The organism is Pseudomonas putida (genome assembly GCF_028682475.1).
Taxonomy (GTDB): domain Bacteria; phylum Pseudomonadota; class Gammaproteobacteria; order Pseudomonadales; family Pseudomonadaceae; genus Aquipseudomonas; species Aquipseudomonas putida_AG.
The window spans coordinates 1-25,882 of sequence record NZ_JANHLE010000045.1; the positions used below are offsets into that span (position 1 = coordinate 1).

A 25,882-nucleotide genomic window follows, 5' to 3' on the forward strand; every position below is an offset into this window, starting at 1 on the left:
ATCAGCAAGGCACCGGACAGGTGGCCGAACACCCGGTCATCAGCCAGTTCTCCCGGCGCGTCAACACCCGCACCAGTACCGTCACCCGGCGCGACTACGACCTGAAACGCCCCAGCCGGTTAGTGGAAAACCAGTGCACCGCCGAGTTCAAACCGGCGCTTGAGGATTACCACTACCCCACGCCGATCGACACCGAAGAACGCGGCAAGCAGCTGGCCCGCCGCGCCCTGGAACGGCATCGAATCGACTACCAGCTGGCCGAAGGCAAAAGCGATCAGCCGAGCCTGCGCAGCGGTCATTTCTTCGACCTGTGCGAACACCCGCGTAAAGCCTGCAACGACTTGTGGCTGTTGCTCAGCGTGAGCCACGAAGGCAAGCAGCCACAGGTGCTGGAGGAGGCGGCCAGCAGCGAAAAACCGCCCGCAGACGGCTTTAGCCAAGGCTACCGCAACAACTTCAGCGCCATCCCCTGGGACGTGTTCTACCGGCCACCGCTGGTCACGCGCAATTCCGTACTGGTCAGCCAGACCGCCCGTGTCACCGGGCCTGAGGGCGAAGAAATCTTCTGCGATGAGCATGGCCGGGTGAAAGTCGAGTTCCATTGGGACCGCGCCGCGCTGAACAGCGACAAGAGCAGTTGCTGGCTACGGGTTTCATCCAGCTGGGCCGGGGAGGGCTTTGGCGCGGTGACCATCCCGCGCATCGGTATGGAAGTGGTGGTGACCTACCTGGAGGGCAATCCCGACCAGCCGTTGATTACCGGCTGTGTGCCGAACACGCGCACGGCGGTGCCGTATCCGTTGCCCGCGAACAAAACCAAAACCGTGTTGCGCAGCCGCAGTTCGCCCGCCGGTGGCGGTTACAACGAACTGTCGATTGAAGACCGGGCCGGGCAGGAAAAAATCTACCTGCGTGCCCAGCGTGATATTGAACAGGTGATCCTTAACGACAGCGATACCAGGATTGCTAACGACCGTCGTGAGCAGATTACCCGCGACAGTCACAGCCTGATCAGTAATGACCGCTTTGAACAGGTTGATAACAACAGTTCCAGTCTGATCAGTGGCGACGAGCTCCACACCACCCAGGGCATGCGCAACACGCAAATCGGCGGCAACGAACTGCTGTCGGTCACGGGTGATGGCAGCATCACGGTAGACGGTACCTGGGTCGTTCAGGCCGGGCCACAGGCCCGTGTCACCGCCACCCATGTAGTGGTCGATGCGAGCGCAAGCCTGACACTCAAAGCTGGCGGCCAGCACATCGTCATCACCGCGGGGGGGATTTTCAGCAGTGTGCCGATCGTCCAGGGCGGCGTGCCTGCAGCAGGCATTACCCCACAGCAGGCCCTCCAGGCACTGGCTGGGCAACCGCAGACAGTGGTGGTCAATTCGCTAGCCGTCGTCGCGGCGGCCAAACAACGTGCAGCGGATTTCTGCCCGCTCTGCGAAGCTTGCCGCGATGGGCAATGCAGCCTTGGAGGTGCCGCATGAATACGCTGGAACAATGGCTGCGCGCCCAATCTGAACGGGGACAGCGCTTGTATCTGGTACTGGACTCTGATGGTCAGCTCGACGAACGCAATGCGTTGCTCAATAAGCGAAAGGACAGTCAGTACAGCAACCTGTATATCGATACACCTGCCCGCTCGTTGGCGGCAGTGGGGCCCTATATCTTCAGGCTTGCATCGCTTGAGCATCCGGCCATCCAGCTACTGCTCAAGTCGCCAGAGCGTCATTGGGGGTGGCTGGCCAGCAGTGCGAGCGCCGATCTCGACGTGTTGACCCGCCATTGGCGCGCCCGCCTGGTAACAGGCGAGCGGCCGAATCAGGCCCTCTATCGTTTTTATGATAATCGCGTCCTGGGGCGTGCCTTGGCACACCTGAGCCCAGAACAACGCAGCGAGTTCCTCGGGCCGATAGCCAGCGTGTGTTACTGGCACGAGGGGCAGTGGGCCGTCGCCTGCAATCCTGCGCCTGGCGAGTACCCGGTACCGTCCGCTCCGGCATGGCTGGCCGTCCCTTCGGCCGCGGACACGGCTGCAGGCGTGCAGTTCGACAATGCCCGGCGCTACCTGATGGTTGAGCAGACAGCGTTGATTGCTGAACTTGCCAGACAACAGGATACGGATGCCTGGCTGTCTGCTCAGCTGGAGCTGGCCCGCGCGTGGGGCTGGCAGGACCCCGAACAAGTCCGGTTCCTGCTCCTTCAGCGTTTGCAAGCGTCAGGCGCTGCCCTGCCCAGGTCGTGGTTACCTCAACTTGACGAAACACCCCTGGTGCATTTTCAACGCGTCTATCAGGAAGTGCAATTTTGGCAAGGAGACGTCGCCTTATGAAACGAAGCAATCAAGGCTTGCTGCTGAGTGGTTGCCTGGCGCTGATGCAAGGCTGTGTCGACACGTCCAACAGCTTCACCTTTACGGCCGACTTGCCAGCGGACTTCGCTTATGTCGCAGCGGTGTATTACGTGCCGGCCAAGGGGCAAACCTGCACGGTGCTGCAAACCGACAATCTGGCGCCGCAGTTCAATCGCGAATGGCGGACCGACTACAAGCCGGATGCGCAAATCGAGATACGCCGGACCCGCAAGGGTTGCGAGTTGGTGGTTCATCGCGTCGAGCTGGAAATCAACGCGACCTATGGTAACGACTGGGGTGATTTGGGGCGTGAGTTCGCCAGAGTCTCAGTGCGCGACGAACTGCCAGAAGCGGTTAAAGGCTCGTTCAATGCCGCTGGGGAGAGTGAGTTTTCCGGTCAGTGCCAATGGCTGTTCCGTACCGCAGGTGGCCTGCGTCGTATTGTGAAAATCCTTGACTGCAAAAAGACGGATGCGTCCGGTGCGCTGCTGAAGGGCCGACCTTTTGCGGCCTATACCCTGGATCAGTTGCCGGGCAAAACCGTGAAAATGAAGATCAAGCTGGCCGATGAGGAAAGGCCGTATATGAAGGATACCTGGGTCAAAGTGCCTGGTGGCTGGAAGCGCTGCATGGGCAAAGGATTCGAAGATCAGCATGCGTTTTGCTACGGCAACTACAAGGATTTCAGCAGCTTCAGAATGCCGGATGGCCGTAGCTGCAGCATTTACCCTGGCTGTACTGAAAACAAGGAGGTGACCCCATGAGCCTTAAACCGATGGAAGAGTGGGAAAAGCCGTTCTTCGAAACACGCATGCATGCTTGCCCACTGCGGACTCATTCGACCAGTTTTCAGTTGGTAGATGAACGGGGAGACGGTAAGCCCTATGCCGGTCTGGCGTATGAGGTCACCGATTACGAAGGTGCGGTATACCCTGGCGTCTTGGACGAAACCGGAGCAGGAAAGGTCAGTCGACACTACTGCGGACCGGTAGTGCTCAAGCTTGATGAGGTCTATCAAGGATTTGAGGATGCCTACACAGCTTTAATTGGGAGGGATCATTACCCTCTACCTATCACCGAGCTGCAAGTACGCGCCGAAAAGACCCGCTTTTCGAACCCAAGCGGCGCCCGTACTCAGTCCAATCCCGCGCAAGAGCAAGCGGATTTCTTCTGTCAGGTCGAAGTCAGCGAACTGGTGGAACATCGCGCCCACTTACCACCCCTGGCCCCCCGTAACTTTCCGCCAGCGCATCATGTGCACTCACTGATGCGCCAGCCAGAGTCGGGCGTTTCCAAACCGCCCCGGACTCGAGGTATCGCGCTGTTGCCGAACCAGCACCATGTGCTGGAGGTGCGCCCGTTGCGATCACTGAGTCCTCTGCTGTCTACGGACAAAGAATTCTGCTCGCTCAATCTGTACCAACTGGCACTGATGGCGACCCTAAGCTACAGCCCGTTCGGGCAGACCCCTGATACTCAGCCGGTGATGGGTGATAGCGTGAGCTTCCCGGCTCAGCCCAGTGTCGGTAACTGGTTTGGCGACGGCCTGGCCAGGTTCGACGAGCTTTGGCAGGTCGATAAGAATCAGCCGTCCGGGCAAACGTACTACCCCTTGTACGCAGATGTGGCGTATTCCAGGCGTCTGGAGCTCATCCCTTTCGATCCCGAGCTGTACCCTGAGGTGAACAGCCCCGAGCTGGGCGAAGACCAGGAGCATCCGGCCAGGCTTCACTACTTTGACGATGCGCAAAAAGCCGGTGGCACCGACTCCCAGGCGTTCATCACGCATAACGATGAACTGGTTTTGCTAGCGATACGCGGGACTGCCGGATGGGCTGATGTGCTGCGGGATATAGATGCCGAGCAGGTGCCTTTTGAGAGTACCGATGGCAAGGTGCATAGAGGCTTCTATGGCTCCGCAAAGGCCGTTCGGACCTTCGTCACCACTTATCTGGATAAATTCTACAGTGGGCAAAAGCTGGTCATCACCGGCCACAGTTTGGGCGGTGCGGTAGCCCTGCTGGTCGCTGAGATGCTGCGCCGCAGGAATGGCTTTACCTATGACATCCTGCTCTACACCTACGGCAGCCCACGTGCAGGCGACAAGACCTTTGCGGAAAACGCCCAGGCGTTGAGGCACTACCGCATGGTCAACCAGAACGATCCGGTGCCCAGTGTCCCGGCAACCTGGATGAACACGTCCTGGCGCACGACCGGCCTGGGAGCAGTGCTTACCTTCGCCAACGTCCCGGCTGGGCTGGCTGTGCTGCTCCTGAGTCCGGTGAACATTACCGGGGAGCCTTATACGCACCACGGCGAACTGCGTCATTTCATGCCTCTTTCGCTTGGCGAGGGCGATCGGTCTGCGATTCTCTGGACACCGGGTTGTGACACCGTCACCGAGCACGCCGCAGCGGTATGTGTCAAAGCGCTGAAGGCGCGCGGCGGCTTACCTGATCGTGGTGGGCTGATGCGCCAAATACTGGACAACGCCGATCACAAGATGGTTGTCAGCTACATCCCCCATTGCTGGGCTTCCTTGCGCCGCTGGCAAGAGGCACTGAAGAACAGAAGTCCTTCGGTGACCGACAGGGAACTCGTCAAGGTAACCACGGCGCTGAAGGAGATCGCCCGGCAAATGAGGGAAGAAATCGCTCTTTCGACCCCGGCAGGAAAATTCAGGGCAGCCCGGCTACAAGATGAAATCTACAAGGTGCAAGAGACCCGGACCCGCCTGATGAGATTAAGCAGCGATCATGTCACTGAGGCGAAGGTATACGGATTGATCGCCCAACAGCCCGAGGAATTGGCGAAGAGCCTGGAGCGTTGGTTGGTGCACCCGTTCATTCGTGCGCAGGAACAATTTGCGATGGCGCCGCCGGATGCCGGTAGCAATGATCTAGCGATTGCTGCATTGGTCGGCGACTTTGTGCCGGGTATGCCCTTCGACCTGGACATAGATTCGATCAGCTAACGTTCGACGCTTTTGACACTAAGGAAACGCCGATCAACTCGTCCGGCAGGTGCCGGTTGACGCGTTGGTCCGGGCGCTCATGCTAGCCATGGGGTTATACACCCCATGGCTTTCTCACGGGTCAAACTCGGCAAATGCTGATGTGACCAGCATTACACGCAGTGGCGGGGCTAACGTCGGCCCTCAGGAGACGGCGTTCACCGCGGCTTGTTGGGCCTTGGCTGCAGAACGGCTGCGCAGCCAGCTGAAAGCAATGGCGAGAATCAGCGCGAAACCGACATAGCCCAGCAGCGGATAGACGGTGCCGACCAGCTTGCTGAAACCGCCCAGGCTCAACACCAGACCTACGCACACAGTCGCTGCGCTGACCAGTTTGAAGCGCCGCGTATCCGGCTTGGCAAAGCGCGCGCTGAAGGCAAAGAACATACCCACCGCAGTGCTGTAGATCATGCAAACCAGTGCAATCGACATCACCACCGTGAGGATTGGCGAGATGCGCCCTGCAAGCGCCAGCGCTGGCATTTCGACGCCCTGCAGCTGGTTGATGTTGGCGAACAGGCCGATGTTCAGCAGCAGGATCAGCGCGCCCAGGCCCAGACCGCCGAGTACACCGCCGACGGCTGCAGCCTTGGGCTGTTTGGTCATGCCGCCGATGACGGCCAGCATCGGGAAGCCCACGGCGATGTTGAACGATGCGTACAGCAAGGCGCCGACGAACCAGTTGCCGGTGACTGTCTCGTTGTTCTCGCGGGCAGCCACGTCGAGGGCCTCGACCGAAGCGTTGTAGCTGAAGATCGAGTAAGTGGTAATGAGCAGCACCATGCCCAACAGGAAAGGCATGACCGCGCTGATCAGGTTGATGATGCGTTTGACGTTCAGGCACAGGGTGGCAATTACCAGCACGGTCATCAGTACCCCGCCGAACAGCGGCGGCAGGTCGTACTCCTGGGTGAAAATCGAACCGCTACCGGCCAGCATTACCACGCCGACACCGTACAGGAAGAACGACAGCACCACGTCGACCACCAGCCCGATGCGGCTACCGAACAACCGGTACAGGACTTCCTTGTGCGAGTTCGCCTGCATCTGCGAACTCATCCGAGCGATCTGCATGCCGAGGAAGGCAAACAGTACACCGCTCACCAGAGTGCCGACGATGCCTATAAGCCCATAGCCGGTGAAAAACTGCAGCACCTCCTGCCCGGAGGCAAAACCGCCGCCGATCACCACGGACATGTAAGCAAGCGCAATCTGGACAGATTGTTTATTCATTACACTTCATCTCGTTCTTAGACTTATTAGTTGCATGGAGTAGAGCGGTGACTCCTGCCCGCTCCAGTCCGCATAGCGACGGTCTGCATCGCCGCACAACAAGCACCCTGGCTCGCTGGATCGTGCAGGCATGCCGACGCCACGGGCAGTATAGGAAGAGTGGGGTAGTTGTTTTGACTGTATAGGCAGTCATATCTGGCGAAAAGTGCTGTGGAAGCTGGTTTTGTATTAGGGTTTTCGCGAAACGGTAGAAAATTGCCGAAAAGTCCGCTGCGATTTGGGCGTTTGCACATCTAGGTCCGGCGGATTTCCAGCGTAGCCCTCAACCCACCTAGCGCGCGGTTCTCCAGCTTGATCTGGCCACCGAGGCGCATGGCAATGGTCTGCACGATGGTCAAGCCCAAGCCTGCGCCCTGGTCACTGCCGCGGCTGTAGAAGCGTTCGAAAAGCCGCTCACGTTCTGCCTCGTCGATGCCCGGCCCGTCATCTTCGACCGTCAGCTCGAAATGCTGGTCCCGGCAGGCCAGGCGTACGGTGATCAGGCCCTTGGCCGGTGAAAAATTCGCCGCATTGGTGAGCAGGTTGTGCAAGGCGATGGTGATCGCCGCGTTGTCTACCCGCGCCCGATAGTCGCCCGGCTCGACCTCGAACTCCAGCTCCAGGCCTTTGTCCAGCAACCAGGCGCTGAGTTGTGCAAGGCTGTCGCGCACGCTGCTTTCAAGGTCGGTCGGCAACGCTTGGCGGGGGCTCGCCTGGGGTTCGAGGCGGGCCATGGTCAGCAGTTGATTGACCAGCCGGGTGGTGCGGTCCACACCACTGATCAAGTGGTTCAACGACTCGCGGCGCTGCTCCGGTGTTCCGGCTTCCAGCAGGTTCTGCGCGTGGACCCGCAGCACTGCCAGGGGAGTGCGCATTTCATGGGCGGCATCGGCGATGAAGCGGCGCTCGCGGCCCAGAACATCCTCGATCTGCGCCAGCATGCGGTTGAGTGCCGACTGCATGGGCTCAAGCTCGGTGGGCAACGGCATCATCTGTAGCGGCTCGAGCGAACCTGCATGGCGGGCGCGCAAGGTTGCCGCCATATCCGCCAGCGGCTTGAGCCCCCAGCCAATCGCCAGCCACACCAATGCAGCAAGGATCAGGCTGCCGAGCACATTGGGCCAGAGGGTATGGCGTACGATGCGGCCCACCAGGTCCGAGCGGACATCGTCGCGCTCGCCGACCCATATACGCAGGTGGTTTTCCTTGTCTTCGAGCAGAAACCCTCGCCAGGTCCGCTGTTTGAGGTCGGTCACATCGCTGAAACCTGCGGTCGTCGGCGCGCGCTCGAAGGCCGGGGCACTGGCGGTCTGTACCAGCACATCGCCTTGCCGGTTCCACACCTGGAAAGCGATCTTGCTTTCATAGGGATGGCCGTCGACCGTGGGCATGGCTTCGCCCAGCGCCTTGTTGAAGGCCTGATACAGTTCGTTATGTTCGCGCGTCGCCACCGGCATGCGCATGACGCCCTGTAGCAGCCGAGCGTTCTGCGCCAGTTGCGCGTCGTAAACCTCGGCGATTTCGTGATTGCTGTCGTGCAGGTTGAGCAGACCGATTACCAACAGGCCGGTCAACATCAGGCCGATGATCAAGGTCAGGGTGCGCCGCCGGATCGAAGTCATGAGCCCTGTTCCAACCGGTAACCGACACCGCGGATCGTGCGGATCAGGTCGGTGGAGAATTTTTTGCGCAAGTGGTGGATGTGGACTTCCAGGGTGTTGCTCTCGGCTTCTTCATTCCAGCCATACAACAACTGGGTCAGGCGCTCGCGGGTCATCACCCGGCCCGGGGGCGACAGCAGTTCGTGCAGCAGCTGATATTCCTTGGGGGTCAGGGACACCGGCCGGCCGTTGTAGGTGACCTGCTGGTTGCCGGGGTCCAGGGTGATGCCGGCATGCTGGATCAGTGCACTGGCGCGTCCGGCGCTGCGTCGCAGCAGGGCGCGCAGGCGGGCCTTGAGTTCATTCAGATCGAAGGGCTTGACCAGGTAATCGTCGGCACCGGCATCCAGCCCGGCAATGCGGTCTTCGGTTGCATCTCTGGCCGTCAGGATCAACACCGGCAATGCCGAGCCGCTCTGGCGCAGGCGGTGCAACACCTCAAGGCCGTCCAGGCGCGGCAGGCCAAGGTCAAGCACGGCCAGATCGAAGGTTTCGCTGAGCAGCGAGTGCAAGGCGCTGCTGCCATCCTGTAGCCAGTCGACGGTATAGCCTTCGCGTCCCAAGGCCTGATGAATGCCCTCGCCGAGGGCAACGTCATCTTCGATCAGTAATAGCCGCACCGGAACTCCTGTCAGTCAACTTGCTTGCGGATGTCGACCAGCAACGCTTTGATCTCGTGACGACGACCGGCGTCCGCGCTTTCCCGGCCCGGTCGTGGTGGTGCTTGCAGGGCTTTCTGCAGGGCTGTCCGGGCCTCGCTGTATCTCTTCTGACGGTAGAGGTGATCGCCCCAGAAGTACAGGCTGTCGATGCCGTCGGGGTTGACTTGCAACGCCTGCTGGAGCAACTGCTCCGCCTTGTCGGCATCGCCGAAGCCGATCGGCCAGCCCGGTACCCGGTCATACAGCGCTCCCAGGCTAGTGTAGGCCGAGCCTTGCAAGGCCTTGGGGTCCAGGCTCAAGGCTTTCTCAAGGTCGGCCTTGGCTACCTTGACCTTGCTCAATGCGCCCAGCCCGCCCTGGGCGCCGGCCCAACTGCTGGTGACGATGCCCGACCAGATCCAGGCCTCCGCCGCCGCCGGCTGATCATGGGTAAGCGCCACCGTCTGCCTGGCGAGCTGTTCGAAGGCAGCGGGACGTTGTTCGGCCGGCACCTGATACTGAATGGTTGCCCAGCGTTGCTGGATCTCGGCAAGGCGTTGCTGATCGCCGGCATCCAGCGCCGCCCAGGCGCTCTGGCTGAGCACAGCGATGATCACGCAGATGGCTGATTTGTTCATGGCTTGAGGTCTTCCTTCGCGGGTTTCTGGCTCAGACGCCGGATCAGTGGCAGGTGCTTGCGCAAACCACGGTCCACAAGGTTGGGAAGCAGCGTGTTCAGGCGCACGAAGAAGCGCTCCGGCCAGCCCAGGTACAGGTCGCGATGCTCATTGGCGATGGCGCGCAATACGGCCGCCGCCACTTGCTGCGGCTCGTCGACCCCGGACTTGAGCGCGTCGTTGAGCGCCTGTGCCGCCACGCTGTTCATACTCGTGCGGGTCGCACGCGGGGCCACGTACAGCACATTGACGCTGGTGTCGGCCAGTTCGCGGCGCAATGCCTCGGAGAATCCGCGCAAGGCGAACTTGCTGGCACTGTAAGTGGCGTAGCCAGGGTAGGCGATCGAGCCATAGGTCGAACCGACATTTACCACCATGGCACTTCTGGCTTTGCGCAGTAACGGCAACAGGCTTTTGGTCAGGCACAGGGGGGCGCCGACATTGACGGCCAGCATGGCGTTGATCTCGCTGTCGTCCAGCTGTTCGATCATCGCAAAACGGTTGATGCCCGCTGCGTTGATCAGCAGGTTGAGGCCACCGATGGCCTGGGCGGCCATCAGCACTTTGTTGCGGTCGCTGGCGCTGGTCAGGTCTGCAGCGATCCAGGAAATGTTCTCCGGGTAGCTCAACAACAGCGATTCCAGCCTGTCCCGGTGGCGGGACACGGCAATCACTCGCGCCCCCTCGGCACACAGCCCTTCGGCAATCGCCAGGCCGATACCACCGCTGGCACCGGTCAGCACCACACGAGCATCAGACAGGCGCATGTGTCTGCTCCCCGTTCCGTGGCAAACCGCGGAACATATCGCTGTACAGCCGGTAAACCACCCGTGAGGCATGGATGACAGCGGCCTGGTCATGCGGGTCGTCGAGCCGGTCCATCAAGCTTCGGTAGGTCTGCATGTGGCCGATATCCAGCGCACCGTGGGAGTTGAGGTAGCTGAAGGCAGTGTCCGGCAGCTGCAGACCCGCCTGGATGCTGCCTGCGGCATGCGTTGCCAGGGCAATACTGGTGCCCTCCAGCACGTTGACCATGCCGAACAGGCCGACCGGGTTACCACGGGCGATCAGGTCGTAGAGGAAGCTGACCATCAGCTCGATCGGCAGTGAAGGGTGACCGTTGCGCACGGCCTCCTTGTCGCCACCACAGGCCTCGATGTCATCAAGTACCCAGGCCTCGTGCCCGTACTCGTCCTCGATATAGTCGCAGACGGCCTGACGCAGCCATTCCAGGCGCGACGGCAACCGCGCACCGCAGGCCATCATCAGCGGCACGGTATGGCGTACGTGATAGTAGGCCTGGGTCAAAAATGCCCGGTAGCTGTCCAGGCTGACCTTGCCTTCAAGGGCATCGCGGATGATCGGCAGGCTGAACAGTGCCTGGCGTTCATCTGCGGTCGCGTGTTGCAACGTGTCGAAAAAGCTCATGGTGCGGTGTCCTCGGAGAAATCGCCTGCGCTCAGCAGCATGCGGTAGCGTTCGGCGATGGCATCCCGGCGCGGGCGACCATTGACGGTCAGCAGGCCATTGTCGGGCGTGAAGGGGTGTTCGAGCCGGGTCCAGCGATGGGCCCGGGCGTAGTCGGGGAGCGCCTGGTTGGCTTGCGCCACGGCGGCCGCCAGTTGCTCGTCGGTGCAGTCAGGGCGCTGCGGCCAGAGCAGCGCATGGTTGCAGGGCATGGCTTCGCCGTAGACGAAGGCCTGCGCGATTACGCCGCGCTGGGTGAGTTCGGCCTCGACCCATTCCGGATTGACGTTGCGGCCGAAGCTGGTGACGAACTGGTGCTTCTTGCGCCCTTTGAGGTACAGGTAGCCGTCGGCATCGAATTGCCCCAGATCGCCGCTGGCCCACCACTCGCAAGCCTGAGCGGGCTCGCCCAGATAGCCGAGCAGGGTCGGGCCCTTGATCAGCACTTCGCCATCTTCGGCCAGGCGTACCTGCAGGTGGGGCAGTGGCCGCCCGACACTGCCGGGCCGGCAAGCCTGGGGCTGGTTCAGGCACACCACCGAGGCACATTCCGATAGCCCGTAGCCTTCGTAGACGGGCATGCCAACCTGCTCGGCCCGGGCCAGCAGTGCAGTGCTGACCCTGGCGCCGCCCACCGCGGCAAAGCGCAAGGTGCGCGGATCGAAAGCGTGTTGTTCGGCGGCGCTGACCAGCAGCAACAGCAACTGCGGCACCAGAATCACACTGTGCGGCGCACGTTCGGCCAGAAAGCCCAGCAACCGCGGTGCATCGATGCCCGTGGCACCCTGGATCCCCAGGGTCTGCGGGCCCGGCAGGCTCAGGGTTGCGCCTGCCAGCAGCGCGGCATAACAGCCCAGGTTTTCCAGCAGTATCGCCAGCGGCAGCAGCGCCAGGTGATGCTGCGGGTGGCTGGCTTTGCTGGCCTGGTGCAACGCGCGGGCGACACTCAAGATGCTCGCGGCACTCAGGCACACACCCTTGGGCGTGCCGGTGGTGCCGGAGGTGAAGGTCAGTTTGGCCGTGCCTTCGGGCATGCCGGTGTCGGCCAGCCCATGGCGGTACCAGGTATCGCCCCGTTGCAGGTAGCCAGCCGCCTGCAGCTCCGAGGCCATTGCCGGTTCGGCAATCACCAGGCTGACGCCGCTGCGCTCAAGGCAATGCTTGCGCTGCGACGGGCTGAAAAACGCCGGCAGCGTTACGCAGGTCAGCCCTTCGAACAACAGCGCCAAGTCCCAGAGCAGCGCGTCCACACCGTTGTCCAGCGCCAGCGCGACCACCTTCGCCTGTTCAGCGCGTAACCGCTGTTGTCGAGCCACTACTTCGGCGCAGAGCGTGGCGTAGTCGACCTTCAGCGTGTCGCCCCACAAGGCAATGGCGTGCGGCGTACGTTCGGCGTGCTGGTGCAGCGTCTGCTGAAAAAACGCCAACTCAGGCGACATCGCTGGCCTCCGCTGCGCAGGTCGGCAGGCCGAGGCGGTTGAACAGGCCGGTATTTTGCAGATGGCTGAAACCGGCGCGGATGTTGCCGACATGCACCTTTGGCTGACTCTGGTAGTAGCTGCCCCAGTCGTGCCGATCTTCACCGAGCCGTAGCGGGTCTGCCGCGCAGAGGGTCTGCGGTTTCAGCCCCAGGCGATGGAAGCTGTTCACCAGACCGATGCTGCCGGTGAACGCGACCCACTCCAGCCCGCCCATGGCCAGCAGGTAAGTGATGGCGATGATGCTCAGGCGTGCGCTGCCGGTATCGGCGGCTGCGAGGTTGCCGACTTCGACGATTGCCGCGCGCGCCACCGGTGCGTCGCTTGCGCCGCTGAGCAGCGGCTCGATCGGCTCATCCAGGTAGCGTTCGAGAAACAGCGGCCCGGCGTTGGCCAGGCGCACGCCGGCCACCGCACAGAGCGCCCCGCTGGCATCGCTGACTCCGAACAGTTCGGGCATGAACTGCTGGATACGCGCGCCGTGGGCCTTGCGAAAGCGCTCCTGGATGAACGCTTCGTAGGTGTCGCGATGGTGTTCGCCGGGGATGGCTCTGGTCAGGGTCAGGGGAGTGTCTGGCGTTGCTCCGAAGTGCAAGGGCAGAGGGATCCTCCAGTCGAAATCGGGCATGACGTGATGCCTCCCAGGGATGGTCTTGGGAGGAGTATTTGCGGCAATCCTTAACGAAGTCTGAAGATGCCGGAAGAGCCAGTGATTGAAATCGGGGTGATGCCTGCCCTGTAGGCGACCTGGCCCGATTGGCACGCTGTTACAATATTGCGATGATATTAATTTGACGCCAAAGTAATGGCTAAATAATATCGCCTAAAAATCGCATGGATTCCAAGGACGGACAGGGTGGTCAATCTTCAATGCGCGCAGAGCCTGGCCCTCTACACGCTGCTCTTTTCCCTCTGGGGCAACACGGCCCTGGCCGCCTCGCCAGGTGACCAGGAACTGATTCGCGAGCGCCAGGATCGTCTGCTCCACGACCAGCAACGGCGCCTCGAGGAGCTGCGGGCATTGCCGGGCCAGCAGTCCTTGCCGGCTCAGCCAGAACCTGCGCAAGACACCCGCTGCTTCACCATCGACACCATTGAGCTCAAGGGCGCTGACAGTCTTTCAGCCAATGACCGTGAGGCACTGCTCAAGCCTTTCATTGGCAAATGCCTGGGCGTTTCTCAGCTCAATACCATGCTCAAGGCCATTACCGATCACTACCTTGAGCGGGGCCTGGTGACCAGCCGCGCCTACTTGCCGCAACAGGATCTGTCCAACGGCCAGCTGCAGGTGCTGGTCGTCGAGGGGCGCCTCGAAGGGCTCAAGGCCGGCGAAGGCAGCAAGCTCAGCGCCCGCGAGTTGGACATGGCGTTCCCAGGGCGTGCGGGAGACCTGCTCAACCTGCGCCAGATCGAGCAGATGGTCGACCAGCTCAACCGGCTGCCGTCCAACCAGGCGCGCATGCAACTGACCCCGGGCAAGGCGGTGGGTGGCAGTGAGGTGCTGGTCGCCAATACCCCGCAAAAGCCCTGGCGAGTGAGCCTGTCGCGTAACAACGACGGGCAGAAGAGTACCGGCGAGCAACAGTGGGGCAGCTCACTGGAGTGGGACAGTCCGCTGGGGCTGGCTGACCAGCTGGTGCTGCGAGGTGGCCACGACGCCATCAGCGACCACCAGAAGACCTCGCGCAATGCGGCGCTCTACTACAACCTGCCGTTCGGCTGGTGGAACGTCAGCTACAGCTACAGCCAGAGCGAGTACCGCTCCCTGGCCGAGGCGGCGGGCTACAACTTCAAGCAGAACGGCGACAGCCAGAATCACCAGCTGCGCGTGGAGCGGGTGGTGCATCGTGATTCGGTCAGCAAAACCTCGCTCAACGGTGGCCTGAGCTACCTGCGCACGAACAACTACATCGAAGACAGCAAGCTGAGCACCAGCAGCAACCGCCTCAGCGAAGCCCAGTTCGGCATCAACCATGGCCGGCGTATCGGCAGCGCCTTCATCAACCTCGACCTGGGCCTACAGGACGGCATCGGTGCCTTCGACGCCCAACGCGAGCAGGAGCGTGATGACAACGGCAATCGCCTGCCCAATGCCCGTTATCGCAAATACACCGCCACCGCCAGCTACCTGCAGCCCTTCAACGTGCTGGGCGAGTCGCTGGTGTTCAGCAGCCTGGTTACCGGCCAGCGTAGCGAGGACCGGCTGTTCAGCCCACAACGCATGAGCCTGGGCAGCCAGTCCTCGATCCGCGGTTACAAGGATCAGAGCCTGAACGGGGACAGCGGCTACTACTGGCGTAACGATCTGCGCTGGAGTCGCCAGGTGAGCTGGGACTGGCTGCGACCGATGCTCGCCGAGTACGGCCTGGGCCTGGGCTACGACGTCGGCGCCATCCGTAACGACCGCTACAGCGGCGATCAGCACGGGCGGGTGTCCAGCGACTCCGTCGAGTTGTTCGTCCGTGGCCGAAACCTTTCCGCCAGTGTGATCTTCGCCCATTCTCTCGAGCGCCCGGGTGGGCCGATGGAGCGTGAGGCACCGATTTATTTCAGCCTGGACTTTCTGCTTTAAAGCGCATTCAAGAAGAGATTTTCGAAATGGATGTTCGTCAGTTCACCTTCCTGGCAAGTCAGCGTTCCGCTTCCCTGCAACCCCGTGCGACCTTCTGGGGCATGTCCAAGCGTGGCTTGGCGTTCATGCTGGCCAACATGATGTTCTGGCAGCCGTTGGTGGCGATGGCCGACGGCATCGTGGTCAACGGCAGCAACACGGGTCTCGGCCAGGCGGGCAACGGCGTCCCCATCGTCAATATCGCCGCACCCAGCGGTTCCGGGCTCTCGCATAACAAGTTCAGCGACTACAACGTCGGCCAGCAAGGCCTGATCCTCAACAATGCCACTGATCGCACCCAATCCACACAGCTGGGCGGGATCATCCTCGGCAACAGCAACCTGGGCGGGCGCTCGGCCACCGTGATTCTCAACGAGGTCAACGGCGCCAATCCCAGCCAACTCAAGGGCTACACCGAGGTGGCGGGGCGCTCGGCGCATGTCATCGTCGCCAACCCGTATGGTGTCACCTGTAATGGCTGCGGTTTTATCAACACCCCGAGGGCGACCCTTACCACCGGCAAGCCGGTGGTCGAGAACGGCCAGTTGCAGCGCTACCAGGTGGAGCAGGGCAGCGTCGCCATCGAAGGCGCGGGGCTCAACGCGAGCAACGTCGACCAGTTCGAGATCATCACCCGCAGTGCAAAGATCAATGCCCAGATCCAGGCCCGGCAGCTGGCGGTGATCGCCGGTGCCAACGATGTCGATGCCCATAACCTCAAGGCCACGGCGCGCGCCGCCAACCCGGCGGATGCGCCGCAGTTGGCCATCGACTCTTCGGCGCTGGGCGGCATGTACGCTGGCGCCATTACCCTGGTGGGCACCGAGGCCGGTGTAGGGGTCAAGCTCGATGGCCAGATGATCGCCAGCGGTGGCGATATCCAGCTCGACGCCAACGGCCAGCTGCGCATGGCTGACGCGACTGCCGCCCAGGGTGCGGTGACGATCAAGGCCGCTCAGCTCGATGCACAGGGCGCGGTTTACGCTGGCACCCGGCTCGACGTGAAGACCCGGGGCGACCTGGACAACCGCAAGAACCTCGCCGCCGGTGAGCGCCTCAGCCTCGACAGTGGCGGGCGCCTGAGCAACCACGGCATCATCGAAGCCGGCGTCAACGCCGACAACACCCGCAACGCCAATGGCGATGTCCACCTCCGCGCGCAGCGCCTCGACAATCATGGCCAGACCGTGGTGGCCAGCCGCGACCTCAGTGTCACTGCCACGCAGCTCCTGGACAACCAGGGCGGTACTCTGAGCGCGCAGCGCCAGCTGGCGACCAGCGCCGACGTCCTCGACAACCGCGCCAAGGGCCGTGTGCTCAGCGCCGGTCAGGCCGAGCTGCGGGCGAACCAGGTACGTAACGGCCAGGGTGGCCTGATCAAGGGCGACACGGCCGTCGATGCACGCGTTGCTCAGCTGGATAATAGCGGTGGTGAGCTTTCAAGCCAGGGCAACGTTACCGCTCAGGTAACTCGCCTCGACAACGTTTCCGGCAGCCTCAATGCCGGCCAGCACCTTGCCCTGACGGCCACTGGCCCGGTTGATAATCGCGGCGGCCAGATCACCAGCCTGCAGACCCTCGACCTCAAAGCCGGGCAGGTAAACAACAGCGCGGCAGGGCGCATTGCCAGTAACCAGGCACTGACCGCCAGCGTCAGCGGGCTGGAGCAGAGCGATGGCGGCCGGCTGACCAGTGTCAGCGAGCTGAGTCTGGATCTGAACAAGGGCCATCTGAACAACCAGAGCGGCCTGATCAATGCCTCGCGTCTGACCCTGAAAAACCTCGACAGCGTGGATAACCACAAGGGCGAGATCTCCAGCGCCCAGGCCTTCGAACTGATGGCCCGGAGCCTGGACAACAGCTTCGGCAAGCTGCTGGGCAACCAGGGTTTGACCCTGCGCCTGGACCAGGCGTTGAACAACGCTGGTGGCCTGATTTCCAGCACCGGCCTGGACCTGGCTGCGGCGACCCTGGACAACCATGAGGGTACCGTCACCAGCCGTGGCGACCTCAGCCTCAAGCTCACCGGCGCCACCGACAACACCGACGGCGAGATATCCAGCGTCGGCAGCACCACCCTCAAGGGCGCCAGCCTGGTCAACCGCAATGGCCAGGTCACTGGCGATGCCCGCCTGGACGTCACGCTGGGCGGCGCCCTCGACAACCAGGGTGGCATGCTCGGCTCGGCCCGCGAGGTCGACCTGACGGCGGCCAGCCTGGACAACCGTCAGGCTGGCAATCTGGTCAGCGATGGCCGGCTGAACGCCCGTATCGACGGGCTGCTGGACAATCAACAGGGTGAGATCAACGCCAAGGGCGCCGTCGAACTGCGCGCCGCGCACCTGGACAACCGCAACGGCAAAGTACGCGCGGGCGCCGACGCGCAATTGCTCGTAACGCAGCTGGACAACCGCCAGCAAGGGTTGCTCAACAGCCTGGCGGCGCTGACCGTCAAGGGCTCGCGGCTGGACAACGCAGGTGGCCTGGTCAGTGCTGCTGGCCCGCTGCGCCTGGAGACCAGCAGCCTCGACAACGGCGCCGGGCGCATCGCCAGCAAGAGTACCTTGTTCGCTCAGTTCACCCAGCTCGACAACCTGCGTGGCGAGTTGGTCGCTCAAGGCGACCTGACCCTCGAAGGTGCCAACCTGAACAACCGTGACGGCGGCCTGGTGGGCGGCACTAATGCGCTGAAACTCAGCGTGACCGACGTCGACAACCGTGGCGGCGAGATTTCCAGTGGTGAGGGTCTGACCCTCAAGGGCGCACGCCTGGACAACAGCGACAGCGGCAAGCTGCTCGCCGGCAGCGACCTGAGCGTGCAGGTCATGCAGGTGGTCAACCGCAACCAGGGCCTGCTGTTCGGCACAGGCGCGCTGAACCTCACCGGCCAGCAACTGGACAACAGCCATGGCCGGCTGGTGACCCGCCAGGCCCTGGAGATCCGCCTGGACGACGCGCTGGTCAACCTGCAGGGGCTGGTCAGCGCCGACGGGCAACTGACGGCCGAGGTTGGCAGCCTGGACAACAGCACCGGCTCGCTGTCGAGCGCTGGGGCCCTGGCCCTGACCAGCGCTGGCGCGGTGCTCAACCGCAGCGGTGCGATCACCACCGATGGCACGCTCAGCATCGCCAGCCAGCGCCTGGACAACGGCCTGGCCGGCCTGATCAGCAGCAAGGGCGCGGCGCAAATCACCACCGGCGCCTTCGACAATACCCAGGGCGCACGGCTGGTCAGTGGCGACACCCTCGACCTGAGCGCCGGCCAGGTCGACAACGGCCAGGGCAGCCGGGTCGCCAGCCAGCAGGCCCTGACGGCCAGTGTCAGTGGCCTCGACCAGCAGGGCGGCGAGCTGTTCAGCAAGCGCGCGTTGACCCTGAACCTCAACCACGGGCAGTTGACCAACCACAACGGCCTGATCAACGCCCCCGTGTTGGTGTTGAACAACCTCGTCGAGGTGGACAACCAGAACGGCGAGATTTCCAGCGCCCAGGCGTTCACCCTGGCCGCGCGCAACCTGGACAACAGCAACGGCAAGCTGATCGCCCAGCAGGGCCTGACGCTGCGCATCGAGCAGGCGCTGAACAACCTCAAGGGCCTGGTGTCGGCCAGCGGCCTGGACCTGCGCAGCCACAGCCTCGACAACCGTGAGGGGTTGCTCAGCAGCCACGCCGGCCTGACCGTCAAGGTCGCCGGCCCGCTGCTCAACCAGGGCGGCACGCTGGTCGCCGACCAGCACCTGGACCTGCAGTCCGGCAGCCTCGACAACCGCCAGGGGCAGGTGTCCGGCCAGACCGAGGTGGTGGCTGTGATCGGCGCCCTGGACAACCAGGGCGGACAACTGGTGGCCGCCCAGCGCCTGACGCTGACCGGCGACACCCTCGATAACCGCCAGGGCGGTCTGCTGGGTGCGACCGAGGGTCTTGAGCTGCGGGTCGGGGCGATGGACAACCGGGGTGGCGAGCTCTCGAGCCAGGCCGACGTGAGCCTGGCCGGCACCCGTCTGGACAACAGCGACGGCGGCAAGGTGCTGGCAACAGGCAGCCTGGCGCTGGCCGTGTCCGAGGTAATCAACACCAGCAAGGGCCTGTTGTCCGGCAACGCCGGGCTGACCCTGCGCGGCGATCGCCTGGACAACCGCGGCGGCACGCTGCTCACCCGGCAGGCGTTGAATGCCGAACTGCAAGGCCCGCTGGACAACCGTCAGGGCCTGATCAGCGCTGAGGGTACCTTGGGGCTGACGAGCACCGAACTGGACAACCGCGCTGGCAGTATCAGCAGTGGCGGGGCGCTGACGCTGACGCACGCTGGCGCGCTGCTGAACCAGGGTGGCGAGCTGGTCACCGACGGTACGTTGCAGCTGTCCAGCGCCCGCCTGGACAACAGCGCCCGCGGCAACATCAGCGCCAAGGGCGCAGCCGACCTGGTCACTGGCGACTTCGACAACAGCCACGCCGGTCGCCTGACCGGCGGCGACAGTCTGAATCTGCGCGCCGCCCAGGTCACCAACCAGGACGGCGGGCGCATCGCCAGTGCCGGGGCCCTGGACGCCAGCGTCAGCGGTCTCGCTCAACAGGGTGGCCAGCTGTTCAGCAACAGCGCCCTGACCCTGGACCTCAACCATGGCCAGCTGGATAACCGCCAGGGTCTGATCAACGCGCCAGTGCTGGTGCTCAAGCAGCTCAAGGACATCGACAACCGGGGTGGCGAGATTTCCTCGGCGCAAGCCTTCACCCTGGCCGCACGAAGCCTGGACAACAACAACGGCAAGCTGCTCGGCAATCAGTCGTTGACCCTGCGCATCGAGCAATTGCTGGGCAACATCAAGGGCCTGATCGCCGCGCAAAGCGTGGACGCCCGCGCCACGCGTCTGGACAACAGTGGCGGCACCCTGACCAGCCGTGGTGCCCTCGACCTGCAACTGGCCGAAAGCCTGGGCAACGGGCAGCAAGGCTTGATCAACGCAGCCGGCAACCTGAGCATCGCCAGCCGCACCCTCGACAACCAGGGCGGTTCGCTGCTGGGCGGCGCCATCGCGATTGACCTGGGCAACGCCACCGGCGACCTGAACAACGACGGCGGCCTGATCAGCACCGATGGCCTGCTGACCATCGAGCACTTGCGTGACCTGAGCAACCGTGCTGGTGAGATCACCAGCCGCCAGAACCTGGCGCTGGCCGGCCGCACCCTGGACAACAGCGGCGGCAAGCTGATCAGCAACGGCCAGCTCGACCTGGCAGCCCTGCGCCTGACCAACCAGGGCGGCCTGCTCTCGGGTTGGCAGGGCCTGGACGCGCAACTGGGCAGCCTCGACAACCGTAATCAAGGCACCTTGTCCAGCCGCAACGGCGCATTGCAGGTGGAGGTAAGCGGCGACCTGCTCAACAGCGCTGCCGGTGCCCTGGTCAGCCAGCAAGGCCTGATTGTCAGCGCAGCCAGCCTGGACAACAGCCAGGGCGGCATTCTCTCCAGCGCCGGCGAGCAGCGCCTGACCGTCAGCGGCCTGCTGAACAACGCACAAGGCGGCTTGATCGACAGCGGCGCAGCCCTGACCCTGAACGCCATGACCCTGGGCAACGCCGGCGGCGTCATCAACGCCCAGCAGGCTCTGGGCCTGGCCGCAACCACCCTGGACAACAGCGGCGGCAGCCTGGTCGGCAACGGCGCGGTGACCCTGAACCTGCTGGGCAAGCTGACCAATACCAACGGCAAGTTGGCCAGCGCTGGCCCGCTGAGCATCGAGCGGGCCACGCAGGTTGCCAACCAGGGCGGCCAGATCGCCAGCCAAGGCCTGCTGAGCGTGCTGGCGGGCAGCCTCGACAACGGCCACCGAGGCACCGTGGCCGCCAACCAGGCGGTGACCCTGAAACTTCAGGGTGCCCTGCGTAACAACGACGATGGCCTGATCTACAGCCAGAACGGCGCCCTCGACGTGCAAGCCGCGAGCCTCGCCAACGCCAAGGGCGCCCTGCAGAGCCAGGGCGCGCTGACCCTGACCACCGGCGATATCGATAACCAGGACGGCCGCATACTCGCCCAGGCCGGTAACCTGACCCTGGCCGCCGGCCACGTCGACAACCGTGGTGGTGTGCTGTCCAGCCTGCAAGGCGCGCTCGGTGCCGATTTGCGCGGCGTGCTGCGCAACGGCTACAGCGTGTCCGGCAACCGCCAGGGCGGCGTGGTCCAGGCCCAGCGCCTGGACCTCAAGGCACTGGCCGGTTTCGCCAACGATGGTGGCCGGGTGTCGGCGCAAGGTGGCGACGCGCTGATCCGCACCGGCGACTTCGACAACCGCAATGGCGGCCTGTACGCCAAGGGCCTGGTCAAGGTCAGTGGTGGCAACTTCGACAACAGCGGCGGGCAGATCGCCGGGCAGCGCCTCGACCTCGACCTCGGCGGCGCGCTGAACAACCGCCTGGGCATCATCGAAAGCGACAGCACCCTGGCGCTCAAGGCCGCCAGCCTCGACAACCAGACCGGCCAGCTGCGCGCCCTGGGCAGCAGCGGCCGCACTCAGTTCCAGATCGGCGGGCTGTTCGACAACCGCAACGGCACCCTGGAAAGCGCCAACGTCGACCTGGGCCTGGCCGCAGGCAGCTTCCTCAATGGCGGCGGCAGCCTGCTGCACGTGGGCCGTGGCACCTTCGATATTTCCACCGCCAACGTCACCGGCGCCGGTGGCAGCATCGTCACCCGCGGCGGTCTGACGCTCAACGCCAACAGCTGGCGCAACAGCAACGTCATTCAGGCCGGGCGCCTGAACGTCAATGTCGGCGACTTCAGCCAGACCGCCAGCGGCCAGTTACTGGCCAGCGAGGCGCTGGCCGGCAGCGGAGGCAACTGGAGCAACGATGGCCTGATCGCCAGTGACGGCAGCCTCAGCCTCAACCTGGCCGGCACCTACACCGGCAACGGCCGCCTGAGCAGCCGTGGCACCCTGGACCTGGGCGCCGCGCAGGTGAACCTGAGCGCGACCGGCAGCATCGCCGGGGGTGCCGCCAGCACCGTATCGGTGGCCGGCCAGCTGAACAACGCCGGCCGCCTGACCTCCGCTGCCGGGCTCACCCTCAACGCCGGGGGCGTTGGCAACCAGGGCACCCTCGGCGCCGGCCAGGACTTGACCCTGACCACCGGCGCCCTGGTCAACGACCGTGGCCTGGTGTTCAGCGGCGGCGACATGGGCCTGCGCGTCGACAGCCTGAACAACAGCTATGCCGATGTGTACAGCCTCGGCAAGCTGAGCATCGACCGCGACGGCCGCGGCACCCTGGCCAGCAGCATCGTCAACAGCTCCGCCTCGTTGCAAAGTGACGGCTCGATGAGCCTGGCCGCCAGCACCCTCCAGAACGTGCGTGCGGTGCTCAAAACCGACAACCAGGGGGTCTACACCGCCCGCGTCGGTGAAATCGCCTGTATCGAGGGTTTCAACGCCGGTGACTGCGGCGGCAAGCGCAACCACGTTTGGGAAATGGTTCAGCGCGACAAGTTCGTGGTCACCGAAGCCAGTGCGGCGTCGAGTATCACTACCGGCGCAAACCTGAGCATCACCGCTGGCGACTTGCTCAATCAAAGCAGCACCATCGGTGCTGCGGGCAGCCTGACAGCCTCGGTCGACAACCTGACCAACAGTGGCGTGGAAACCGGTGAGACGGAAACCACGCGGATTTTCCGTTCGCAGCGAACCAGCAATGCGGGGGGCTGGTACCAGCTCGCCAACTCGATCACCAGCAAGTACTGGTACGAGAGCGCCGGGTACAACCCAGACGACCTGGGTGGGCTGCAAGCGGCGCTGGCCAGGTTCATCGGCTCGACCGAAGCGGAGCTGGTAAGCCTTGGCAGCACGCGCAAACTGGCCGGGGGCGACCAAAGTTTCGCCGCCGTGATGCAGGCCGGTGGTGCGGTGGCGATCCAGGCCGGCAATGGCATCAGCAACAGTGTGGTACGCCCGGGTTACGACTACATCGGCAGCGGTGCGCGCACCGACACCACGGCCCCTGGCACCGCATTCTCCACCCGCATCAACCTCAACCAGCAGTTGCCGCCGGACCTGGCCCAGCAGCAGGTCAACCCGCTGGCACTGCCTGGCTTCAGTTTGCCCAGCGGCCAGCACGGTTTGTTCCGCCTGAGCAGCGAGGGTGGCAGCACCCCCGCCAGCACCGGTCCGCAAACCTGGACCATGGGCGGTGCCAGCCTGAGCGCCACCCAGCGCCAGCAACCGCTGCCGCTGGCCCCGATGCGAGACCTCAACCTCGCCGACGCTACCCAGGCGACCGCCCGTGGCACCGCCTTGAGCACCGCCGACCGCGCCGCGGTGAACGTCGCCGGCAACGCCAGCGCGATCGACACCTCGCTGCCCGGCGCCGGCAGCGGCCCGTTGCTGCCAGGCCGCTCGCAGGTCAGCGACGGCATCAGCCAGGTCTTGGCCGTGAACGGCCCGTCCACCACCCCACTGAGCATCGAACGTGTGCAGGGCCTGCCCGACAGCAGCGTGCGCAGCAACCCGCACAAGTACCTGATCGAAACCAACCCGGCGCTCACCGACCTCAAGCAGTTCATGAGCTCGGACTACCTGCTGGCCAACCTCGGCTACGACCCCGACCAAAGCGCCAAGCGCCTGGGCGACGGCTTCTACGAGCAGAAGCTGATTCAGCAGGCGGTGGTGGCGCGTACCGGCCAGCGCTTCATCGACGGCCAGAACACCGACGAGCAGCTGTACAAGTACCTGATGGACAACGCCATCAAGAGCAAGCAGCAGCTCGATCTGGCGGTGGGCGTGAGCCTGACCGCCGAGCAGGTGGCGGCCCTGACCCACGATATCGTCTGGCTGGAAAGCGCCGAGGTGAACGGCGAGCAGGTGTTGGTGCCGGTGCTCTACCTGGCGCACGCCAGCAACCGCCTGGCGCCCAACGGCGCGTTGATCGCCGGCAGCGATGTCGATCTGATCGCCGGCCAGAACCTCGACAACGTCGGCACCCTGCGTGCCACCCACAATTTGTCGGCACAGGCGGGCAACGACCTGGTCAACAGCGGCCTGGTGGAAGCGGGCAACCGCCTCGACCTGCTGGCCGGCAACAATCTGGTGAACAAGGCCGGCGGCATCATCGCCGGGCGCGACGTGAACCTCTCCGCTGCCCAGGACGTGATCAACGAACGCACCCTGACCTCGCACCAGAGCAGTAACGGCAGCTATGCCCAGCAGCGCGACTTCGTCGACAACGCCGCCCGGGTGGAGGCCGCGAACAACCTGGCGATAAGCGCCGGGCGTGACCTGGCCAACAAGGGCGGTGTGCTCGACAGCGGCGCCGACACCACGATAAAGGCCGGACGCGACGTCAGCCTGGCCTCGGTGGAGCAGGTGGTCAGCAACGACCGTGGGGTGCGTCACACCAACAGCAGCGTGACCCAGAACGGCTCAAGCCTGCAGGTCGGTCGTGACCTGACCGTCAACGCCGGGCGCGATATCACCGCAATTGCCAGTGCGATCGAGGCCAAGCGCGATGCGGCGATGACCGCGACAGGGGACCTGAACCTGATGTCCGCCGCCAACGAGCAGCACTCGGCGAGCAAGACGAAGAAGGTCACCAGCCGGGAAGACCATGTCCAGCAGGTGTCCAGCACGGTGGTGGCTGGCGGCAATGTGGCCTTGAAGGCGGGTGACGACCTTGCCCTCAGCGCCAGCCGCGTGACCGCGGGCAACGAGGCCTACCTCTATGCCGGCGGTGATGTGAACCTGGTCGCCGCGCAAAACAGCGACTACAGCTATTACCGCAAGACCAAGACCAGCAGCTCCGGGCTGTCGAGCACCCAGAAGACCCGCATCGACAGCAGCCAGTTCGTCACCCAGGTGGGCGCGTCGGTCAGCGGTGACACGGTGGTGGTGCGTGCCGGCCAGGATGTCGGGGTGTCGGGCAGCAACATCGTGTCTACCAACGACACCAGCTTGCTGGCCGGGCGCGATATCCAGATTGAAAGCGCTACGGAAACCTTCGAGCAAAGCCACGCGAGCTCGAAGAAAAAGTCTGGCCTGCTCAGCAGTGGCGGTATCGGCTTCACCCTGGGTTCGACCAGCCTGGAAAATACCTCCACCAGCGCCAGTGAGAGCGCCAGGGCCAGCACCGTGGGCAGCGTGCTCGGCAACGTCTCCATCGAGGCGGGCCAGAACCTGGGAGTGAAGGGCTCGGAAGTCATCGCCGGCAAGGACATCACCTTGGTCGGGCAGAACGTTGACATCGTCGCCGCCGAAAACCACAACAGCAGCGAGCAAACCTCCAAGAGCAAGAGCAGTGGCCTGACCCTGGCCCTGTCCGGCACAGTGGGCAGCGCCGTTGACGCCGCCTACCAGGCGGTCAGGCAGGCCAACCAGGAAGACGACAGCCGGCTCTCGGCCTTGCAAGGTATCAAGGCAGGCCTGACCGGTGTCCAGGCCTGGCAGGCCGCGCAGCAGAACGGCGGCATGACCTCGGAAAACGCCGGGCAGTTTGTCGGCGTCGCCGTCTCGCTGGGCGGGCAGAAATCCAGCACTCGCCAGACCCAGGAGCAGACGGTCAGCCAAGGCAGCAGCCTGACCAGTGGCCACAACCTGACCATCGTCGCCACCGGCAACGGAACCGAGGGTGCAGCGGGTGACATCCGCGTGCAGGGCAGCCAGCTCAAGGCCGGCAACGACCTGCTGCTGGCCGCCGAACGCGATATCCACCTTGAGGCC

The 25,882-nt window shown here is 63.8% G+C and carries 14 protein-coding genes; 6 read left to right on the forward strand and 8 right to left on the reverse strand.

Annotation, left to right across the window (positions count from 1 at the left end):
• The 4 genes from tssI to NPS47_RS24110 all read left to right on the forward strand — a co-directional run.
• A partial coding sequence (gene tssI / locus NPS47_RS24095) for a type VI secretion system tip protein TssI/VgrG (protein ID WP_274297249.1) occupies positions 1–1,493 on the forward strand: 1,493 nt, incomplete at its 5' end.
• The gene (locus tag NPS47_RS24100; RefSeq protein WP_274297250.1) at positions 1,490–2,338 is read left to right on the forward strand and encodes a DUF4123 domain-containing protein; all 849 of its coding nucleotides are present in this window, start codon (positions 1,490–1,492) and stop codon (positions 2,336–2,338) included. The genes tssI and NPS47_RS24100, both read left to right, overlap by 4 nt.
• Positions 2,335–3,123 (forward strand): hypothetical protein, encoded by a 789-nt coding sequence (locus NPS47_RS24105; RefSeq protein ID WP_274297251.1) that lies wholly within the window; start codon positions 2,335–2,337, stop codon positions 3,121–3,123. Before NPS47_RS24100 ends, NPS47_RS24105 begins: the two co-directional genes overlap by 4 nt.
• Positions 3,120–5,333 (forward strand): lipase family protein, encoded by a 2,214-nt coding sequence (locus NPS47_RS24110; RefSeq protein WP_274297252.1) that lies wholly within the window; start codon positions 3,120–3,122, stop codon positions 5,331–5,333. The genes NPS47_RS24105 and NPS47_RS24110 overlap by 4 nt, the downstream gene beginning before the upstream one ends.
• Before the next feature lie 183 nt (positions 5,334–5,516).
• Here NPS47_RS24110 and NPS47_RS24115 read toward each other — a convergent pair whose 3' ends face one another.
• From NPS47_RS24115 to NPS47_RS24150, 8 genes are all read right to left on the reverse strand, one after another.
• Positions 5,517–6,605, reverse strand: a complete 1,089-nt coding sequence (locus NPS47_RS24115; RefSeq protein WP_274297253.1) for a YkvI family membrane protein — start codon at positions 6,603–6,605, stop codon at positions 5,517–5,519.
• 293 nt (positions 6,606–6,898) lie between these two features.
• Complete coding sequence (locus NPS47_RS24120; RefSeq protein WP_274297254.1) at positions 6,899–8,266, reverse strand: ATP-binding protein; 1,368 nt, start codon at positions 8,264–8,266, stop codon at positions 6,899–6,901.
• Complete coding sequence (locus tag NPS47_RS24125; protein WP_274297255.1) at positions 8,263–8,925, reverse strand: response regulator; 663 nt, start codon at positions 8,923–8,925, stop codon at positions 8,263–8,265. Before NPS47_RS24125 ends, NPS47_RS24120 begins: the two co-directional genes overlap by 4 nt.
• Positions 8,926–8,936: 11 nt before the next feature.
• Positions 8,937–9,584 (reverse strand): tetratricopeptide repeat protein, encoded by a 648-nt coding sequence (locus tag NPS47_RS24130; RefSeq protein ID WP_274297256.1) that lies wholly within the window; start codon positions 9,582–9,584, stop codon positions 8,937–8,939.
• Positions 9,581–10,390, reverse strand: a complete 810-nt coding sequence (locus NPS47_RS24135) for an SDR family oxidoreductase (protein ID WP_274297257.1) — start codon at positions 10,388–10,390, stop codon at positions 9,581–9,583. Before NPS47_RS24135 ends, NPS47_RS24130 begins: the two co-directional genes overlap by 4 nt.
• On the reverse strand, positions 10,377–11,051 hold the full coding sequence (locus NPS47_RS24140) for a TenA family transcriptional regulator (RefSeq protein WP_274297258.1): 675 nt from the start codon (positions 11,049–11,051) through the stop codon (positions 10,377–10,379). Before NPS47_RS24140 ends, NPS47_RS24135 begins: the two co-directional genes overlap by 14 nt.
• Positions 11,048–12,529, reverse strand: coding sequence for an AMP-binding protein (locus tag NPS47_RS24145; RefSeq protein WP_274297259.1), 1,482 nt, complete (start codon positions 12,527–12,529; stop codon positions 11,048–11,050). Before NPS47_RS24145 ends, NPS47_RS24140 begins: the two co-directional genes overlap by 4 nt.
• Positions 12,519–13,196, reverse strand: a complete 678-nt coding sequence (locus NPS47_RS24150) for a thermostable hemolysin (protein WP_274297260.1) — start codon at positions 13,194–13,196, stop codon at positions 12,519–12,521. Before NPS47_RS24150 ends, NPS47_RS24145 begins: the two co-directional genes overlap by 11 nt.
• Positions 13,197–13,451: 255 nt before the next feature.
• Here NPS47_RS24150 and NPS47_RS24155 point away from each other — a divergent pair, with 255 nt between their 5' ends.
• The gene (locus NPS47_RS24155; RefSeq protein ID WP_274297262.1) at positions 13,452–15,140 is read left to right on the forward strand and encodes a ShlB/FhaC/HecB family hemolysin secretion/activation protein; all 1,689 of its coding nucleotides are present in this window, start codon (positions 13,452–13,454) and stop codon (positions 15,138–15,140) included.
• A gap of 26 nt (positions 15,141–15,166) precedes the next feature.
• On the forward strand, positions 15,167–25,882 hold a 10,716-nt coding region (locus NPS47_RS24160), incomplete at its 3' end, for a hemagglutinin repeat-containing protein (protein WP_274297261.1).

Coding starts and splice junctions, on each gene's coding strand:
- NPS47_RS24100 (WP_274297250.1), top strand. CDS start 1,490: ATGAATACGCTGGAACAATGGCTGCGCGCCCAATCTGAACGGGGACAG.
- NPS47_RS24105 (WP_274297251.1), top strand. CDS start 2,335: ATGAAACGAAGCAATCAAGGCTTGCTGCTGAGTGGTTGCCTGGCGCTG.
- NPS47_RS24110 (WP_274297252.1), top strand. CDS start 3,120: ATGAGCCTTAAACCGATGGAAGAGTGGGAAAAGCCGTTCTTCGAAACA.
- NPS47_RS24115 (WP_274297253.1), bottom strand. CDS start 6,605: ATGAATAAACAATCTGTCCAGATTGCGCTTGCTTACATGTCCGTGGTG.
- NPS47_RS24120 (WP_274297254.1), bottom strand. CDS start 8,266: ATGACTTCGATCCGGCGGCGCACCCTGACCTTGATCATCGGCCTGATG.
- NPS47_RS24130 (WP_274297256.1), bottom strand. CDS start 9,584: ATGAACAAATCAGCCATCTGCGTGATCATCGCTGTGCTCAGCCAGAGC.
- NPS47_RS24135 (WP_274297257.1), bottom strand. CDS start 10,390: ATGCGCCTGTCTGATGCTCGTGTGGTGCTGACCGGTGCCAGCGGTGGT.
- NPS47_RS24140 (WP_274297258.1), bottom strand. CDS start 11,051: ATGAGCTTTTTCGACACGTTGCAACACGCGACCGCAGATGAACGCCAG.
- NPS47_RS24145 (WP_274297259.1), bottom strand. CDS start 12,529: ATGTCGCCTGAGTTGGCGTTTTTTCAGCAGACGCTGCACCAGCACGCC.
- NPS47_RS24150 (WP_274297260.1), bottom strand. CDS start 13,196: ATGCCCGATTTCGACTGGAGGATCCCTCTGCCCTTGCACTTCGGAGCA.